This is a genomic window from Chryseobacterium sp. RU33C (assembly GCF_900156015.1).
Taxonomy (GTDB): Bacteria; Bacteroidota; Bacteroidia; order Flavobacteriales; family Weeksellaceae; genus Chryseobacterium; species Chryseobacterium candidae.
On record NZ_FTMT01000009.1, the window covers coordinates 113,205 to 131,336 of the forward strand.

Below are 18,132 nucleotides of genomic sequence, written 5' to 3' on the forward strand. Positions count from 1 at the left end.
TATTTAAACGATTGTACCTAAAGCCAGCATATGATAAAAGCGGATGTATTAGTAATCGGTTCCGGCATTTCCGGACTTTCCTATGCCATTAAAGTTTCTGAACAGCACCCTGATGCCAAAATCATTATTGTAACCAAATCTGATGAAGACGAAAGCAATACCAAGTATGCACAAGGCGGTCTTGCTGTCGTTACAGATTTTCAGAATGACAATTTCCAAAAACATATTGACGACACCATGCGTGCCGGCGACGGAGAAAATAAACGTGATGTCGTAGAAATGGTGGTAAGAGAAGCTCCTGCGAGATTCAATGAAATTGTAGAATGGGGTGCACAGTTTGATATGAAGAACGGCAAATTTGCTTTAGGCAGAGAAGGAGGCCATACTGAAAACAGAATCGTCCATCATAAAGATATTACAGGTTTTGAGATTGAAAGGGCTTTATTGGAAACAGTCAAAAACAGCCCGAACATTGAAATCCTCGACCACCATTATGTGATTGACATCATTACCCAGCACCATGTTCCGGGAAAAGAACTTAATGAAGGCGACATCCACTGTTATGGTGCCTATATTCTGGATGAAAAATCCAAAACCATCAAAAAAATCACTTCTAAAATAACGCTGGTTGCCACAGGAGGTGCCGGACATGTTTATAAAAATACAACCAATCCCACGATTGCAACCGGTGACGGAATTGCTTTTGTTGCCCGTGCTAAAGGAAAGGTCTCCAATATGCAGTATTACCAGTTTCACCCAACAGCTTTGTACAGTAAAATGGATGGAATGTTGTTCTTAATTTCAGAAGCAGTTCGTGGTGACGGAGCGAAATTAAGAACCAAAAGAGGCGAAAAATTCATGCATAAATACGATGAACGTGAAGAATTAGCATCCAGAGATATCGTTGCAAGAGCCATCGACGCCGAAATGAAAATTACCGGAGACGAATTTGTCGGCTTAGACTGCAAGGAAATGAACCATGAAAAATTCTTAGAACACTTCCCGAATATTTATAAAAAATGTAAAGACGAAGGAATTGATCCTTTCACTCAACTGATTCCTGTTGTACCAGCCTGCCACTATCTCATGGGAGGGATTGAAGTAGACAGAGACGGACAGTCTTCCATCAGAAATCTTTTCGCAGTAGGAGAATGTACCAACTCAGGACTTCACGGCGCTAACAGACTAGCTTCCAACTCGTTGCTTGAAGGCTTGGTTTTCGGACATAATGCTGCTATGAAAACTGTAGACCTCCTGAATGAAAACAGTTTCAACTTTGATGATCTGAAAGCCGTTCCGGAATGGGATGAAGAAGGAATGAAAATCATGGACGAAATGGTCATCGTCAGCTATCTGAGAAAACAGCTGCAGGAAATGATGAGCGATCTGGTAGGTATTGTAAGAAGTAACAGACGTCTGAATATGGCACTTCAGAAACACCAGGAGATTGCCGCTGCCGTAGATGAAATATACCACTACTCTATTTTGTCCCCACAATTATCAGAATTAAGAAACTTAACAACCGTTGCCCACCTTATTATTATCCAATCTATGGAAATGACAGAAAATAAGGGAGCGTTTTATAATAAAGATTTAGCCTAACAGAAATCACACAATGAAAAGACCAGCATACGTAACTGATAAAGCATTAAAGATATTCATTAAAAACGCCCTTGAAGAAGATATTCAGGATGGTGATCACTCTACGCTGTCTACTATTCCGCAGGACCTTGTACAAAGCGCCAGGCTTTTGGTAAAACAGGAATGTATTCTTGCAGGTGTGGAGCTGGCAGAAATTATTTTCAACACTTTTGATAAAAATCTGAAAGTAGAAGTTTTTATTAAAGACGGAACTCCCTGTAAATTCGGAGACGTAGCCCTTATTGTTACAGGAAGCGCAAGATCTATCCTTTCTACAGAGAGGTTTGTTCTTAACTGTATGCAAAGAATGAGCGGGATTGCAACTCTTACCCATGACTGGGATTCAAGATTGGTGGGGACAAAAACTAAACTTTTAGATACAAGAAAAACCACGCCCAACTTCAGAATGTGTGAAAAATGGGCGGTTGCCATAGGCGGAGGAAACAATCACAGGTATGGTCTTTATGATATGATCATGCTGAAAGACAATCATATTGATTACAACGGAAGCATTACTAATGCCGTGGCAATGGCAAAGGATTATGTTAAAAAGAATAAGAAAAAGTTAAAAATAGAGGTTGAAACCAGAAACCTTGAAGAGGTACAGGAAGCAATCAATGCAAAGGTGGACAGAATCATGTTAGATAATATGGATGTAAAAACGATGAAGCAAGCTGTAAAAATGATCAACGGTTCTTGTGAATCTGAAGCTTCAGGTGGAATTACCCGCGATATGCTGAAAGAAATTGCCTCTACAGGCGTTACCTACATCTCTGTAGGAGCCCTTACACACTCTGCTGAGAATATAGATCTGAGTCTCAAAGCAGTGAAATAGCGTTGAGTTTTTAACAAAAACACCCCCACTTTGTTAAAAATTCAATAACATGACTTTTTTCATACAAAAATTCAATTTTTAGCCATAATATTGATTTTTAACAATTTAACATTATTAAGACTGATTAAAAATTAACATTGAGTTAATAATAGTTAAATTTTATTTTGCGAATTTTGCAGAAAATTAAATCTAATTATTACTAACGATTATGAAATTAATCAACAAATCGATGCTATCTGCGGTTATTACTTTATCTACAGCTAGTGTTTATTACGCACAACAGGTTCAGGACACTGTTAAAGACACAAGGTCGAAAGACATTGAGCAAGTTGTACTAACAGGAGTTGCTGATATCGCTAAAGATAGAAAAACACCAGTTGCAGTTTCAACAATCAAAGCCGCTCAAATTGTAGAGAGGCTCGGAAATCAGGAGCTTCCTGAAATTCTTAACACAACACCTTCTGTGTATGTAACAAAAGGTGGTGGTGGTTTCGGTGATGCTTCAATCCGTATCAGAGGATTCGGAAATTCAAACATCGCTGTAATGATTAATGGTATGCCGGTTAATGATATGGAAAACGGAGCTGTTTATTGGTCAAACTGGGCAGGGCTTGCTGATGTCACATCAGCCATTCAGGTACAAAGAGGTTTAGGATCTTCCAAACTAGCCATTGCTTCAGTAGGGGGAACGATGAACTATGTAACCAAGTCAGCTGATAAAAAGAGAGAAGGTATTGTTAATATAGGAGTTGGTAATGATGGATATCACAAGGCATCTTTTGCCTACAATACAGGGAAATCAGCAACAGGCTGGTCTTCATCTTTCTTATTAGGAAGAACTGCAGGTGCAATGTATATTAATGGTTCTGATTTCGAAGCATATAACTATTATTTTGCTTTGGGTTATCAACCAAATAAAAAACACGACCTACAGTTCACATTAACAGGAGCTCCACAGTGGCACAATCAAAACTTTACTAATACTATTGGCACTTATATAAAGTACGGTAATGGTGTAGATCCAAACAGAAGGTATAATTCAAACTGGGGGTTACTAAATGGTGAACAATTCTCTACGAATACAAATTATTATTCTAAGCCTATAATGTCCATCAACTGGGATTGGAATATTTCATCTAAATCAAAATTATCAACTGTAGGTTATGCTTCTTTTGGTAGAGGTGGTGGAACAGGATTTCTAGGTTCTATCAATGGTAATAATGTTTTTAGTAATAAACTGAAAGATGCTAACGGACAAATCCGTTGGGATGATATTGTAACATGGAACCAAGGTGGTCTTGTTGCAGACTTTACAAATAATACAGGTGCTGCACCTTTGAATGCAACTCCAGGAATTGCTACCAGAAACAACGGTTTAGTAAGAAGAGCCCATGTAAACTCTCATAACTGGTATGGTATTTTATCCAATTTCCAGCACAAACTTAATGACAACTGGAACTTCTCAGTAGGTATCGATGCCAGATATTATTTTGGTTATCATCCAGGTGTAATTACTGATTTCTTAGGAAACAATCAGTACAGAGAAAATCAAAACCTCAACACACAGCCATACTACGTAGTAAATCAATCTTATAACGCCACCCCATCTGCAAATCCATTTGCAAAGGCAATTAAAGATGATTCTCAAATTGCAAGTAGAAATTATAATGGAGAAGTGTTATGGTATGGAGCTTTTGGTCAAGTAGAGTATTCTAATGACAAGATTTCAGCTTTCGCTCAAGGATCCCTATCAAATCAGGCCTTCCAAAGAATTGACAACTGGGTTATTGATGGTGTTACAAAACAACAAGGACAGGTAGTTAATACAAAAACAGGGTTCAAAGATATTTTAGGCTATAATGCAAAAGGGGGTATTAACTATAACATTAATGAAGTACATAACGTATTTGCTAACATAGGTTATTATTCCAGACAACCATTCTTAACAGCAGTTTATCCAAACAACCAACAAGTTGTTAATCCTAATCTGACAAATGAAAAGATTTTTAGTGCTGAACTTGGTTATGGATTAAGACTTTCAAACTTCAAGGCTAATGTTAACCTTTACAGAACTTCTTGGGCAGATAGATTTCAAAGAAGAACCAACCTAACTATTACCGATGCTAATGGGACAGTATTCCAAAACGCTTATGCTGAAGTAAACGGAATAACAGAAGTTCACTCAGGAGTTGAATTTGAAGCATTTTATAAGCTTGGAAACTATGTAGAATTAGAAGGTGCACTTTCATGGGGTGACTGGAGATACAAAGGAGATGCAAGCAGTGTTTCTTATGATGAAAACAACAATCCAATCAATGTAGCAGCAGGAAATAACGTCTCTACATTAGCATTAGATGGTGCTAAAGTAGGTGATGCAGCACAATTTACAACTTCATTGGTAGCCATTATAAAACCAGCAAAAGGGCTAAGAATCTTTGCAAACTGGAGATACTTTAACCAATTGTATGCAGGTTTCAACGTAAATGATTTTGATAACTCAAGAAACTCAGCTACTTATACTGCTCCAGCAACTGAATTTGGATCATTAGAACTTCCTTCATACAGCTTGTTTGACTTAGGTGCATCTTATAAGTTTACCATAAAAGGAGGACAAAGTTTCACAATAGGTGCTAATGTTTATAACTTGTTTGATACTACTTATATTTCAGAATCTACTTCTAATATCCATGCTAATCAAACCAGGAGAAATTTTGCAGCCGGAGCTTCAGGTGATTCCGCCTTTGCAGCATATCAGGCAGCAGGTACCTGGAAGGGTATAAGCCAACAAAACCAAGTTTATTTCGGTTTCGGAAGAACTTGGGCAGCTAACCTAACATTTACATTCTAAAAATTTATATCTTATAAATATCAATCCCGGCTTTGAGCCGGGATTTTTGTTATCTTTGTGTACAAAAAAAATAGGATTATGGATTTTTACAACATTTTACTTAATGCCCACAAAGGATTCGGGTATCTTGAAATTCTTTTGGTAACATTATTTGTTATCGCACTTTTAGCTACCATGTTCGGTTTCAGTGGAAAAGTGAACAAGTTTTTGAAGAAGACAACGCTATTCACGATGATTTTCTTTCATGTTCAATTTTTATTGGGAATCATTATGCTGATCACCACTTTCAGCAAAGGATTAAACATGGGAGAAGTAATGAAAAATGCAGCATTAAGATTCCAATATGTTGAACATCCATTCTCTATGCTTATTGCAGCCGTTTTGATGACCATTGTCAACAAAAAAGTAAAATCAAATGATACTATTTCTTTAGGAGTAGTAATTATGGGATTGATTGCAGTAGGTTTATTTGCATTCGCATTCCCTTGGACAAGAGTCTTCGGGGCTTAAAAAGATAAAAAAATTATATGTGTTATAATTTATAAATAGTTTAATCTTAAATTTTAATTAAATCAATGAAAGTAGCTGTAGTAGGTTCAACAGGAATGGTTGGACAAGTTATGCTTAAAGTTTTGGAGGAGAGAAACTTCCCTGTAACAGAATTAATTCCGGTAGCATCCGAAAGATCTGTAGGCAAGAAGGTGAAGTATAAACAGAAGGAATTTACCATCGTAAGCATGAAGGACGCTATAGCTGCCAAACCGGATATTGCAATCTTCTCTGCAGGAGGTTCTACTTCACTTGAATTCGCTCCTCTGTTTGCAGAAGCAGGAACAACAGTCATTGATAATTCTTCTGCATGGAGAATGGACCCTGACAAAAAATTAGTCGTTCCTGAAATCAATGCTGATGTTTTAACAAAAGAAGATAAAATCATCGCAAATCCGAATTGTTCTACCATCCAATTGGTAATGGTTCTTGGACCTTTGAACAAAAAATATGATTTAAAAAGAGTAATCGTTTCTACCTACCAGTCTGTAACAGGAACAGGAAAAGCTGCTGTAGACCAGTTAAACGGTGAAATCAGCGGAGATGATTCTACTGAAAAAGTATATCCTTATCAGATCTTCAAAAATGCATTACCACATTGTGATGTATTTGCTGATGATGATTACACCAAAGAAGAGATCAAACTGATGAAGGAGCCTAAGAAGATTTTAGGAGATGATACCTTCAACCTAACAGCAACTGCTGTAAGAGTTCCGGTTCAGGGAGGGCATTCTGAAAGTGTAAACATTGAATTTGAAAATGAATTTGAACTGGATGAAGTAAGAAAAATCTTATCTGAAACTCCTGGTGTTATTGTAATGGATGATGTAAAAAACAACCACTACCCGATGCCGCTGTACTCTGAAGGAAAAGACGAAGTTTTCGTTGGAAGAATCAGAAGAGATCTGTCACAGCCTAAAACGCTCAACCTCTGGATTGTTGCAGACAATCTGAGGAAAGGAGCAGCAACAAACGCTGTACAAATTGCAGAATACCTTGTAGCAAATAACTTAGTATAAACTAACAAAATAAAAAAGAGTCTCAAAATTGAGATTCTTTTTTTTATCAAACTCTATATGAATACCCACAAAGAAAAAATAGGATTCCAGAAACTTATTGCCGTATTTGGAGTTATTCTTTTTATCGGAAAGATTATTGCCTGGAAACTTACCAATTCTGATGCTGTATTTTCCGATGCCATGGAAAGTATCGTTAATGTTATCAGTGCATTCATGGGATTATATTCTCTCCACCTTGCCGCCAAACCTAAAGATGAAGATCATCCTTACGGTCATGGAAAGGTAGAGTTCGTGACTTCCGGTATTGAAGGTGCACTTATCGCTATTGCCGGCGTGATGATCATTTATGAAGGAATCCATAGTCTTATTGTAGGAAAAACGCTAAGTAAAATTGATCTTGGGATATGGATTATTGCAGCCACTGCAGTTGTTAATTATCTGCTGGGATATATCTCTATAAAAAAAGGAGAAAGAGAGAATTCTCTGGTTCTTATTTCGTCCGGTAAACACCTTCAGTCAGATACTATTACAACCCTTGGAGTAGTGGCCAGTTTAATCATTGTTTATTTCACTAAAATCTATTGGCTGGATTCCGTAGTAGCATTAAGTTTTGGACTTTACATCATATTTGTAGGCTATAAAATAGTCCGAAAATCATTAAGCGGTATTATGGATGAACAGGATCCTGAAATACTCAATCAGGTCATTAGAATCCTTGAGGAAAACAGGCATGTAGAATGGATTGATATACATAATATGAAAATCCAGCAATTCGGATCTTCTCTTCACATTGATGCTCATATTACGCTTCCCTGGTATTATGATCTTCGCGATGCCCATGGTGAAATGGAAAAAGTCATTATTCTTCTTGCAGAAAATATTAAACGTACTATTGAGTTTAATTTTCATATGGACGACTGTAAACCTATTTCGTGTCCGGTATGTCAGATCAAAGATTGTCCTGTCCGCGAAAAAGATTTTATCAAACGTGTAGAATGGACTCCGGAAAATGTTACCAGTGTGGATAAACATACAATCATTGAAGGAGAATAAGCAAATCGCTTTTAATTTCTCAGCTTTCTTTACTGATCACCTGTTTTCTATAATAGAACATCGGAACAATCAAGAGTATAATCAACGGCTGAATCACAAATCTTCTCATATAAAAAGAAAAAAGATATCCTATTTCAAATTTGCTGTGAATACAGTAAAGGTAAATCGGAAATGTAATGGAAAATACAACAATCATTAACACTACTCCCTGTATCGTCCAGTCTTTATTTTTAAATAAACCGTAAATAATCAGGCAGGAAAAAAAAAGATTTAAAATAAACCTGAGCACATGTCCGGCAATCAGTTTTCCCCATTCAAAGGCAGGGAATTCAATATTTTTATTCGCTTCATGAAAATAGCCTAGGAAAGGATCATAAAAGAGGGTATCCTCCAGAACTCTTACTCCTATCAAACCGCAGATTCCTGCGATAACCAACACCCAGCTAAGAATTTTCATATTTTAAAGCAAAAAATTTAATCCAGATCAGCCAAAGTAAAACAACGCCTCCATAAATAATAGCAGGGAAAATGAAATCATGAAACATTTTACCATATTCCTTATAGTCGGACATCACGATATTTAACCCTACAATTCTCAAAAGATTTATAATGTATAATAATACTAATCCTGCTCCTGCAAAAACAAAGGTTTTCACTCCTTTATAAAAGGCAAAAACAAAAGACACAAATAAAATGATGACAGAAACGGCATTGCATCCTTCCACCATTCTCGTCACATAATTCTGTTTTACATAAAACCAAACCTGCTCATTCTTTACATCATTATAAAGTTCTGTAGGGTATCCTATCGCATTCTGGAGAGACATTACCTGATTGGCAATCATCCTTGAAAAAGCATCCAACCCGGAATCTTTACCGCTGTTCAGGTAGAACTGATAGGCAAAAAGCAATACCAGGTAGATAACAATAAAACGCAATAAAATACCTAAAACAGGCTTAAAGTCTTTCAGCATAGTGCAAAGATAAAAATTAGACTGTAATATACTGAATTTGAATAAAGAAAGTTAAAACCCAAAAAGTAAATTTTACAATATTGAGGCACAATTCTGAAAATTTTTCACAAAAACATTTAATAAAAAAAATTATACAACTCAATTATCATACTCTTCAACCCTAATCGATCGGTTCTTTAAACTATGATTTCCAACTCATGTTAATTTAGTATATTTGTTTTCATATTATGACTTCTGAAAACGCAAAACGATTTTTTGAAAACCATTTAGGTCAAAAATCTTCTGAATTCGTCACATTAGCTCAAAGCGGTTCTGCGAGGGTAAATTTTCTGGCCACTGCAGGTACCGGGAAATACATTATCACGTACAATGAAAATATCCCGGAAAACGAAAGTTTTCTTTACTATTCCCAAGTATTTTCAGAACTAAATCTTAATACTCCTTACATTTTTGCTGTTTCAGATGACAGGAAAATGTACATCCAGGAATTCTTAGGACAGCATACTCTTTCTGAGGTGATTACCAAAGAGCAGCGGTCTCCCACTGTAAGACATTTGGTACAGCAAACCTTAGAAAAGCTTTTCCAGATGCAGATGCAAACACAGGGAAAAATTGATTTTTCAAAAACCTTTGAATACGAAAGTTATGATGAACTTCCCGTGATTCATGATCTTTACTATTTTAAAAATTTCGTTGCCGATTTTCTGGAACTTGAATACAACAAATCTACCCTTCTGAAAGAATTCAAAAGAATTGCAGCTTTTATTGAAAATATTGAACCTAAAGGAATTATGATCCGTGATTTCCAGGCAAGAAATATCATGGTGAATGAAAAGAATGAAGTCTCTTTCATCGATTATCAATCGGCCATGAAAGGACCTTTACTATATGATGTCATATCTTTTCTTTTTCAGGCTAAAGCCAATTTCCCGGAAGATTTCAAACAGGAAATGCTGGATTTTTATATTGAGCATTTTGAAAATCCTGAAACAAAGACTCAGTTAAGAAATGCAGTGATGCCTATTCAAATGATGAGATTTTTACAGGTTTTAGGAGCCTACGGATTCCGGGGCCTGATTCAGAGGAAACAACATTTCCTGGGCAGCCTGGAAAAAGGGATCCAGAATATTATACAGTTTTCAAATTCCTGGGACTCAATGAAGGATTACCCTGAACTAAAAAAAGTAATTCAGCAGTTAACGTCTGATAAGGCAAAACAAAAAATTGAGGAAATATTAAATAACTAAGTCTTCGACTCCGCTCAGACTGACAGAAAAGAAATAAAACACTTCAACATCACTAAATAAGCCTTAATGGTTTAAAAATAAAAAATATGCTACACATCGAGATACACAGTTTTTCATACAAAAAAGGAGGAATACCTAAAGACCACTCAGGAAATGGCGGAGGTTTCGCTTTTGACTGCCGTGGAATTTTAAATCCGGGAAGAATTGAAGAATATAAAATCCAGACCGGAAATGACATAGGAGTTCAGGAATACCTGGAAACAAAAACGGAAATGCCAAAGTTTTTAGAACTGGTAAAATCTCTTGTTTCCATCAATATCGATGATTACCTTGCAAGAGGTTTTGAACATCTTCAGATCAATTTCGGATGCACAGGCGGGCAACACAGATCAGTATATTCCGCTATAAAAATTGCAGAATTTATCAAAGAAAAATATCCTGAAGGAACTGAGGTTACTCTTCATCACGATGAACAGCCGCAACTGAATCAATAAATGATAAGTGATCATTGATAAATGATTTAATTGTCATTTATTGATGATAAAAAGTATTATCATTCATCAATTACCATTTATCAATTATAAAAAATGAAAGCTTTAATCTTCGCAGCAGGGAAAGGCACCAGATTGAAACCCTTTACAGATCATCACCCAAAAGCATTGGCAAAGGTAAATGAAGTTCCGCTTCTGGAAAGAAATATCAAATACCTGAAAAGTTTCGGAATCACTGATTTTGTTATTAATATTCATCATTTTGGAGATCAGATTGTCGATTTTTTGAATAAAAACAGTAATTTCGGATGCAAGATTGATATCTCTGATGAAACCAACGAACTTCTGGAAACAGGGGGCGGCTTGATATTTGCAAGAAAATTTCTTGATCACGGAGAAGATTTTTTAATCATGAACGCTGATATTCTAACAAACCTGAATATCAATGCACTGGTAGACTACCACAAAAAGATAAAAGATTTTGCTACTTTAGCGGTTTCGGACAGAGAAAGTTCGAGAAAACTCCTTTTCAATGATGATATGGTTTTGAGAGGCTGGCTGAATGTACAAACCGGAGAACAAAGGCTTGCAGAATTCAACAAAGGATTCAGACCCCTTGCATTCAGTGGAATTCATTGTATCAATCCTGTCATCTTTGAAAAAATAAAAAGAACAGGCAAATTCTCTGTTATGGAAGAATATCTTGATCTGATGCAGACCGAACATATACATGGTTTTGTACACGACAGTATTCTTATTGACGTTGGAAGACCTTCGTCCGTAATAGAGGCTGAAAAACATTTTAAATAAATTTTACAATGGAAATTGATGGAATCAGGGATGAAAGTTTAGTAAATCCAGAACTTGACATAAACGAAACAAAACTGCACAACAGTTTCAGACAGAAAACCTGGGACGAAACAATCACCAAAGACAGCTGGATGGTCTTTAAGGTCATGGCTGAATTTGTAGATGGTTATGAAAAACTGGCTAAGATTGGCCCGTGTGTTTCTATATTTGGTTCTGCCCGACTGAAGCCGGAGAACAAATACTATGAAATGGCAGTCGATATTGCTGAAAAAATCACCAAGCTAGGTTTCGGAATTATTACAGGAGGCGGTCCGGGTATCATGGAAGCAGGAAATAAAGGAGCATTCAATGCCAAAGGGAAATCTATAGGACTTAATATTGATCTCCCTTTTGAACAGCATTTTAATCCCTATATCAATAAATCCTATTCCATGAATTTTGATTACTTTTTCGTGAGAAAAGTAATGTTTGTAAAATACTCTCAGGGGTTTGTAGTAATGCCCGGAGGATTTGGAACATTGGATGAGCTGACTGAAGCGATGACCCTGATTCAAACCAATAAGATTGGAAGATTCCCAATCGTTTTGGTGGGAAGTGAATTCTGGAGAGGATTACTGGATTGGTTTAAGGCAACGCTGTTGAAAGAAGGAATGATTGCCGAAGATGATCTTGATCTTTATCGTGTGGTAGACACTGCTGACGAGGCTGTAGCGCATATTAAAGCCTTCTATGATAAATATTCTGTGAATGTAAATTTTTAATTGGCATATTATTTGTGACTTATAACAAACAGCTATGATTGTAAATCTATTAATTAAGATGAAAAAACTTTTATATATATCAGGAATTTTAACATTTTTTGTGTTAATGAGTTTTATGTATGCAGACTTTTTCTCTTCAATGACCAAAGTTGACTATATTGATGGAAGCAAGACGTTGAAGTTTACCACAAAAATGAATACAAGCCATATCTCTGATGCTATTAAAATAAACCCTAATACGGCAGGATTTGAAGCGGAGGTAAAAAAATATGTGAACAATAATTTTGATGTATTTGTCAATGGGTCTCCTAAAACGATTACCTTCACAGGAAGTCAGGTCAGCGGAGAAACTGTATGGGTGTATTTTGAAGCCGGAGGCGTTTCGGACATCAGCACCTTAAAGATTAAAAATACGATCCTTTTAAGCGCTTTTCCTAAGCAGATCAATCTGGTAAACATTGCTTATAAAGGCAGCCAGAAAACAATGAACTTCCAAAGAGGAAAAGAAGTAAACGAGGTCTCTTTTTAAACGAAAATTAGATTTAACCATTATAAAATGGGTACCCTGGAAAGTTGAACTTTTCAGGGTATTTTTATTCCCCGAAAAATAATCACACAAAAGGGACTAATTAAGTACAAATACCTAATCTTAAATTTCAGCATTTTCACTCTAACATTTTCACTTTCACCCATGTACATTTGTATTGTAATTACAACCAACAATGTGAAGCCGGAATCACTTAAATAACGGGGCGGAATCTGAAAAGCCATATGAGTAAGAAAACACCAGACAAAACTAAATATCATGGAAGATATAGAACTAAAATCGTCCAGTCAGGAAATTGATGTCCTGATCGTTATAGACACGGATTATGTAAGAAATACTTATAAAAGCCCAAGTACAGATCCTAATAATCCTACAGGAATTGATCATAACAGCCAGCATATGATTGTTTCGAATGCCAATGCTATTTCCGGGCAAGGTACAGCCGATCTGAACTTCAGTGCAAGAGCCGGAGACACCGTTTCTTTCAGAGGAACTTCAATTTATCAAAACTCTGATGATGCTGTCATTATCTACAATATTAAATACTGGTCCGGAGATCAGGTTTTTAACAGCTTTATCTACAATTCTGTTGAAAGAAGACAGGCTGCGGTACCTAATTTGAATTCTCAAAACGGTCTTCCTGCTGCCAGCGCTGATATTACTTTTGCAAGTATCGACTCTAAAGTAAAAGCTACAGGAACAGAGAATTTCTATGTACAGTTTGGACTTTACATTTTAGATCCGAATGACAGTAACAAACAGATTCTATACGGTTACTTTTACTGGGATCCAACAATTACGGTTAAATAAACGCAGATAAAATCTCGTATAAATAAAAATCGGGCAGCTTTTCAAGCTGCCCGATTTTTATAAATTGTATCAGAATATATTTTATCCTAATGTTTTATTCAATTTTGATGTTATCAATCTGAAGATCATACACACCGTCTTTTCCTGTTTTAAGGGCAAACATTGGTTTTCCAGCGGTAGTATTAAGATCGGTAAGGCCTGTAAGCGTAAGCTCAATCAGTCTCCATTGTCCGTTCGTATTGATAGATCCGTTATATGAATTCGTACTTTCCGGGCTTAAAGTAGCACCTGTAGAGAATGTTGCTAAATTGAATGTATAGAAAGCAGATGTATTAGGAGCTAACGGTGTTGCTCTGTATACATTGAAAGAAAGTGATTTTCCTGATGCAGTACCTTTAATATACATTGTAATTCTCTTTGGAGTTGCTGGTATTCCTGACGCAGCATTTGCTGTAAATACATAGTCGTTATTGGCAGGTGTCCCTTTAATCTGAAGGGAATTTGTACCGTTATACCCCAAACCAATACCTTGAGATGCATAAGGCATAAGCCCAAAGCTATTTAAACTTGACAGGAAAGATGGCCAGTTTTCAAAATCAGAGCTAGGGAAAAGATTGACAGCATTGGCAGATGGAAGTTCCGGCTCACCTGGAGTGAATCTCGCGTTCGGAAAGTTTATATCATCCAGATTTCTGATATAAGCCTGATCTGTGAAAATCGTTGCATTACTTGAGCTGGTAAAACGGCTCAGAAGAAGAACGATATCACCACTTTTTGCATACTTAGGAGAGATCGGTGATTTCGCAAAAGTTGCATAGTTACTGAAACGAAGATCTAATCTACCCGCCTTTTTATCAGTGATATAACGGTCTCCTGTTCCTGATTCATCAGCAAAAGTTTTTGTCAATTCAGGATCTTCGAACTGAACATTTTTAATTTTTACGAGCTGATTGATGTGAGCACCATTTTTAAGAGCATCAGAGATAGAGTTGAACTCTAATGGCTTCATTGCAGCTACTACAGGCTTTTGTCCATCGCAAACTCTTGCCATGTAATTGGATAATTTATTAGGGTTGATTCTTCCAATAGGATAGTTAGGGTCATAAGAACCTACTTTAATGTTTCCATTAACTCCCTGAACGATCAATCCTTTCAGGTTGATTCTTACTAAAGCTCCAATAGGATAATCAAGATACTGATTTCCGCCATCGATGTCAATTTCAATCCCTTGCGTTGGGTTTTCAGGTTTATCCTGAAGGAACATCATTTTGTAAAGGTTTGAAGATTCATCACTTGAAGAGACATAAGCTTCTACGATGAAATCCTCTTTAATGATATCGGCTTCACCCGGTTTTGCTTTGGCAATTGTTGTAATCTCAGATAACTGATGATTAGCCGCTGCAAATTTGTTGTTACATTTGATTTCCGGTACCTCATAATCATCAGTTTTCACACAAGACGAGAATGCCAGCATTGAAATAGCACTAAAGATCACCGCTTTAAAATATATATTTTTCATTGTTTTCGATTTTTAATTTTAGTTTTTTAGAATCTGAATTGAAGATTAACAAAATAAGATCTACCCTGGTTATACCAATATTTAGGAGCGAATACCATGTTTCCGCTGTCGTAATCATTTGCATAATCAATATAGTTAACGTTTCTGGTCTGCTCAAATCCTCCTGTAATATAATTTCTGTTATTAAGGATGTTATTAACCGATGCAGACACCAATACATAATACTTACCAATCATCCAGGACTTCCCTGCATTGACATTGAAGAAGAATGCTGAAGGAAGCTTTGTAGGTGTAAGAACTCTTGCAAGTTCTTCATCAGTTACCTGATCATAAGGAACTCCAGGTGTGTTAGGATTGGTATAGAATCTTGCGGTTCTGGTTACCGGAGACGGATCCAGGAACGAATGTCCGAAATAGTTCCATGTTGCTCCCAGCCACCAGTATTTAGGGCTGCTGTAACGAAGACCTAGCGTATATGCTTCCTGAGGCGTTCCACCCTGTCTGTAGTTTTTAAGTGTTGCTTCCCCCATATTGGTATAAGATCTTGATACGATATTTCCGTTCCCATCAAGCTCTCTGAATGTTCCAACAGCGTCAGATGCGAAATAAACAGTAGGATTATTGGTATACGTATATTGCCCTAAGCTTAATAAACCACTTGCTGTTAAAGTAGGAGTTACTTTTACTTGTGCGCCAAGCTCAATCCCCATATTTCTCTTATTGGCTCCTGCCAATACCTGTGTAATGAAGGCACCATCCTGAATCGGAGCCTGATCACCGCTCTCCGTAAGGTTTGTCAGTTTAACACCTTGCGCAAAATATCTCTGTACGCTTGTTTCGTTTTGAGTATTAACAAGGTAACCTGTCAGTCTAAGTTTAACAATCGGAGTAGAGATTACATAACTAAGATCGTTGGCATCAACAACAACATTCTTGATTCCCGGCGTTGTAACACCACTTACTCTTGTATTAAAATAAATATCATTTAAGAAAGGAGACTGTGAGAAGTAAGCTCCGTTATAAACAAGGAAGTTTCTACCATTGATTTTATAGGTAACCTGACCTTTCACCCCTGCATTCCAGAAGTTTTGGTCTGCACCTTTTCCATAAGAAGACTCATACAGATAATGTTGGAATAATCCTTCTCTGCTGTTTGTCGTATATCCGAATAATCCGGAAATAAAAACATCAAATTTCCCTGTTGAGAATTTGAAAGCGGGGTTTATTTTGAATTCCTGTCTTCTGAAAATATAGCTGTACCCGATTTTATCGCCTTCTCTTTTAGCAACATCTGTATCGCTTTCTCTCGTATTAAATTTTCCCCAAACGCTTCCTGCATTCGTATTGGATGCAAACGGATCCATATTCAGGGCAAAATCAGCACCTAAAAGGTCATTTACTTCTCTATACTGTTCAGATCTGTAATTCTGGTAAGATAAGTTTAAGATAAAACGGGAAGTATCCGTGAAGTTATAAGTATAGTGAGTAGATACATTCCAAACTTTATCGTCTTTTACATCATCTACAAGATAATAAGCAGCTCTTCTTCCGCCCAATAATGCATTGTATTCTACATTTCGGTTGGCATTATAAAGATTATCCCAGTTGATCTGTGTGTGTGATTGATCGTCATTGGTCCACCAGTCTCTCGTAATTCCGATATTGGCAGCCTGTTCCGGTGATGGATTTGTATAATTTAACCAATAGCTTGGCAGATTACGGTAATAGGTTGGAGAAGGGTTATTGGCTCTGTACCAATCCAGTCTTGAACTGTACTCTTTACCGAACTGGTAAGAAACAGATGTCCATAGCTGAGAGTTTTTATTGATTTTCCAGAAATCCTGCAACTGGATCATCGGCTGGAATCCTCTTTTCACTCTTTCATTTCTTTTATCTCCGTTCTGCCATCCCCAATAAGAGTTGTAATGAACTCCTCTGAAGTCATATACTTCCTGAGTACTTGGACTTGAGGAACTTCTTGCATATTTAGATCCAATGGCATTTAAAGTCATGGTATGACTATCACTGAATTTTTTTTCAATACCAAGATACCCACTGTATGCATCATAAGCGGTACCATCCTGGATCCCTTCCTGTGCCCATCTTCTGGCAATCATTCCTGTAAATGCCCATCCGTTCTTATTCATTCCGGATGAAAACCTGTAGGATAATCTATTGGTATAATTTCTGTTGGTCAGAGAGTAGGTTAACTGACTTCCTTTTCTATACTCGCTGGCTCTTGTATTCTTATAAAATACTCCGGTAGTTCCTCCGAAAGCATATTCTGAAGGGGCATGGTTGGCTGCAATTTCCGGGTAACGGGTAATTTCGTTCAATCCTCCCCAGGTACTGAAGTCTACATCTCCATTATCTGCAGCGGCCATAGAAACCCCGTTAATCATATTCTCACCTGTTCTGCTGTCAATTCCTCTTGGGCGAAACCAGTAGGGCCCCAAATCAAAACTTGCCATTCTGTTGAAAACATCCTGAGAAGACTGTAGTAGTCCTACGGTTGCAGTTTGCTGTGCACCACCACCGTCACTTTCCCCGGAATCTTCTATGATAGCCAACCCCTGATCTGCACCATTCAGTGCAGAATAAAGAGTAATTACTCCAAGATCTTTTCTTTTCTCATCACTGGTTACATCAAATTCAAAAACTTTAGTTTCAAAATTGGGTTTTGTAACCATAATCTGATAATGTCCGGGCATCAAATCCGTAAATTGGAAATATCCGATTTTGTCTGCCTTTGCATCATTTCCTGCTCCTTTTAAATCTACACTTGCCTGCTCAACAGGCTTGCCTTCCGCATCCTTAAGATACGCAAACACTGTTGTCTGCGCATAATAATATGATGCAGGCAGCAAGGTAAATAAAGAGATCAATGATAATTTTTTAATCATGAGTATATTTATTTTTTTAATACTTTTCTTGTTAATTTTCAACAGTTTAAAAGTTGGGGGCACAAATTTAATCAAATTTTGCAATCCGGAACTTTTTTAACGGATTTTTTTCTTAACATTGCAAT

The 18,132-nt window shown here is 36.9% G+C and carries 16 protein-coding genes; 12 read left to right on the top strand and 4 right to left on the bottom strand.

Annotation, left to right across the window (positions count from 1 at the left end):
• Positions 1-30 precede the first annotated feature (30 nt).
• The 6 genes from nadB (at position 31) to BW946_RS09785 (ending at position 7,945) form a co-directional block, all read left to right on the top strand.
• Positions 31-1,602: an L-aspartate oxidase gene (gene nadB, locus BW946_RS09760; protein ID WP_076595998.1), complete on the top strand. Its 1,572-nt coding sequence runs from the start codon at positions 31-33 to the stop codon at positions 1,600-1,602.
• 13 nt (positions 1,603-1,615) lie between these two features.
• Complete coding sequence (gene nadC / locus BW946_RS09765) at positions 1,616-2,476, top strand: carboxylating nicotinate-nucleotide diphosphorylase (protein ID WP_076595999.1); 861 nt, start codon at positions 1,616-1,618, stop codon at positions 2,474-2,476.
• Between the two features lie 208 nt (positions 2,477-2,684).
• Positions 2,685-5,324, top strand: a complete 2,640-nt coding sequence (locus BW946_RS09770; protein WP_076596000.1) for a TonB-dependent receptor — start codon at positions 2,685-2,687, stop codon at positions 5,322-5,324.
• 78 nt (positions 5,325-5,402) lie between these two features.
• Positions 5,403-5,834, top strand: coding sequence for a hypothetical protein (locus BW946_RS09775; RefSeq protein WP_034691532.1), 432 nt, complete (start codon positions 5,403-5,405; stop codon positions 5,832-5,834).
• 65 nt (positions 5,835-5,899) lie between these two features.
• Positions 5,900-6,892, top strand: a complete 993-nt coding sequence (locus BW946_RS09780) for an aspartate-semialdehyde dehydrogenase (protein ID WP_047427247.1) — start codon at positions 5,900-5,902, stop codon at positions 6,890-6,892.
• A 57-nt stretch (positions 6,893-6,949) separates the two neighbouring features.
• Complete coding sequence (locus BW946_RS09785; RefSeq protein ID WP_076596001.1) at positions 6,950-7,945, top strand: cation diffusion facilitator family transporter; 996 nt, start codon at positions 6,950-6,952, stop codon at positions 7,943-7,945.
• A gap of 19 nt (positions 7,946-7,964) precedes the next feature.
• Here the strand turns inward: BW946_RS09785 and BW946_RS09790 are convergent, their stop codons facing one another.
• Entirely contained in the window at positions 7,965-8,402 is a 438-nt protein-coding gene (locus BW946_RS09790) for an exosortase F system-associated membrane protein (RefSeq protein ID WP_076596002.1), read from the bottom strand.
• Positions 8,389-8,919 carry an exosortase family protein XrtF gene (xrtF, locus tag BW946_RS09795; protein WP_076596003.1) on the bottom strand — a complete coding sequence of 177 codons (531 nt, stop codon included), beginning with the start codon at positions 8,917-8,919 and terminating at the stop codon, positions 8,389-8,391. The genes BW946_RS09790 and xrtF overlap by 14 nt, the downstream gene beginning before the upstream one ends.
• A gap of 227 nt (positions 8,920-9,146) precedes the next feature.
• Between xrtF and BW946_RS09800 the strand changes: the two genes are divergently transcribed.
• The 6 genes from BW946_RS09800 to BW946_RS09825 all read left to right on the top strand — a co-directional run bounded on the left by BW946_RS09800 (position 9,147) and on the right by BW946_RS09825 (position 13,585).
• Positions 9,147-10,166, top strand: a complete 1,020-nt coding sequence (locus BW946_RS09800; RefSeq protein ID WP_076596004.1) for an aminoglycoside phosphotransferase family protein — start codon at positions 9,147-9,149, stop codon at positions 10,164-10,166.
• Positions 10,167-10,252: 86 nt separating this feature from the next.
• A complete protein-coding gene (locus tag BW946_RS09805) occupies positions 10,253-10,660 on the top strand; it encodes a RapZ C-terminal domain-containing protein (protein ID WP_076596005.1) in 408 nt (135 codons plus the stop codon).
• A 93-nt stretch (positions 10,661-10,753) separates the two neighbouring features.
• Complete coding sequence (locus BW946_RS09810; RefSeq protein ID WP_076596006.1) at positions 10,754-11,467, top strand: nucleotidyltransferase family protein; 714 nt, start codon at positions 10,754-10,756, stop codon at positions 11,465-11,467.
• Positions 11,468-11,475: 8 nt separating this feature from the next.
• Positions 11,476-12,228 carry an LOG family protein gene (locus BW946_RS09815; RefSeq protein WP_076596007.1) on the top strand — a complete coding sequence of 251 codons (753 nt, stop codon included), beginning with the start codon at positions 11,476-11,478 and terminating at the stop codon, positions 12,226-12,228.
• Positions 12,229-12,286: 58 nt separating this feature from the next.
• Positions 12,287-12,757, top strand: a complete 471-nt coding sequence (locus BW946_RS09820; protein ID WP_170872069.1) for a DUF6702 family protein — start codon at positions 12,287-12,289, stop codon at positions 12,755-12,757.
• A gap of 276 nt (positions 12,758-13,033) precedes the next feature.
• Positions 13,034-13,585: an inclusion body family protein gene (locus tag BW946_RS09825; protein ID WP_076596009.1), complete on the top strand. Its 552-nt coding sequence runs from the start codon at positions 13,034-13,036 to the stop codon at positions 13,583-13,585.
• Between the two features lie 94 nt (positions 13,586-13,679).
• On the opposite strand, the gene BW946_RS09830 is transcribed toward BW946_RS09825, so the two are convergent.
• Both BW946_RS09830 and BW946_RS09835 read right to left on the bottom strand, forming a co-directional pair.
• Positions 13,680-15,104 carry a DUF5689 domain-containing protein gene (locus BW946_RS09830; protein WP_076596010.1) on the bottom strand — a complete coding sequence of 475 codons (1,425 nt, stop codon included), beginning with the start codon at positions 15,102-15,104 and terminating at the stop codon, positions 13,680-13,682.
• 26 nt (positions 15,105-15,130) lie between these two features.
• Positions 15,131-18,007 carry a carboxypeptidase-like regulatory domain-containing protein gene (locus BW946_RS09835; RefSeq protein ID WP_076596040.1) on the bottom strand — a complete coding sequence of 959 codons (2,877 nt, stop codon included), beginning with the start codon at positions 18,005-18,007 and terminating at the stop codon, positions 15,131-15,133.
• Positions 18,008-18,132 lie beyond the last annotated feature (125 nt).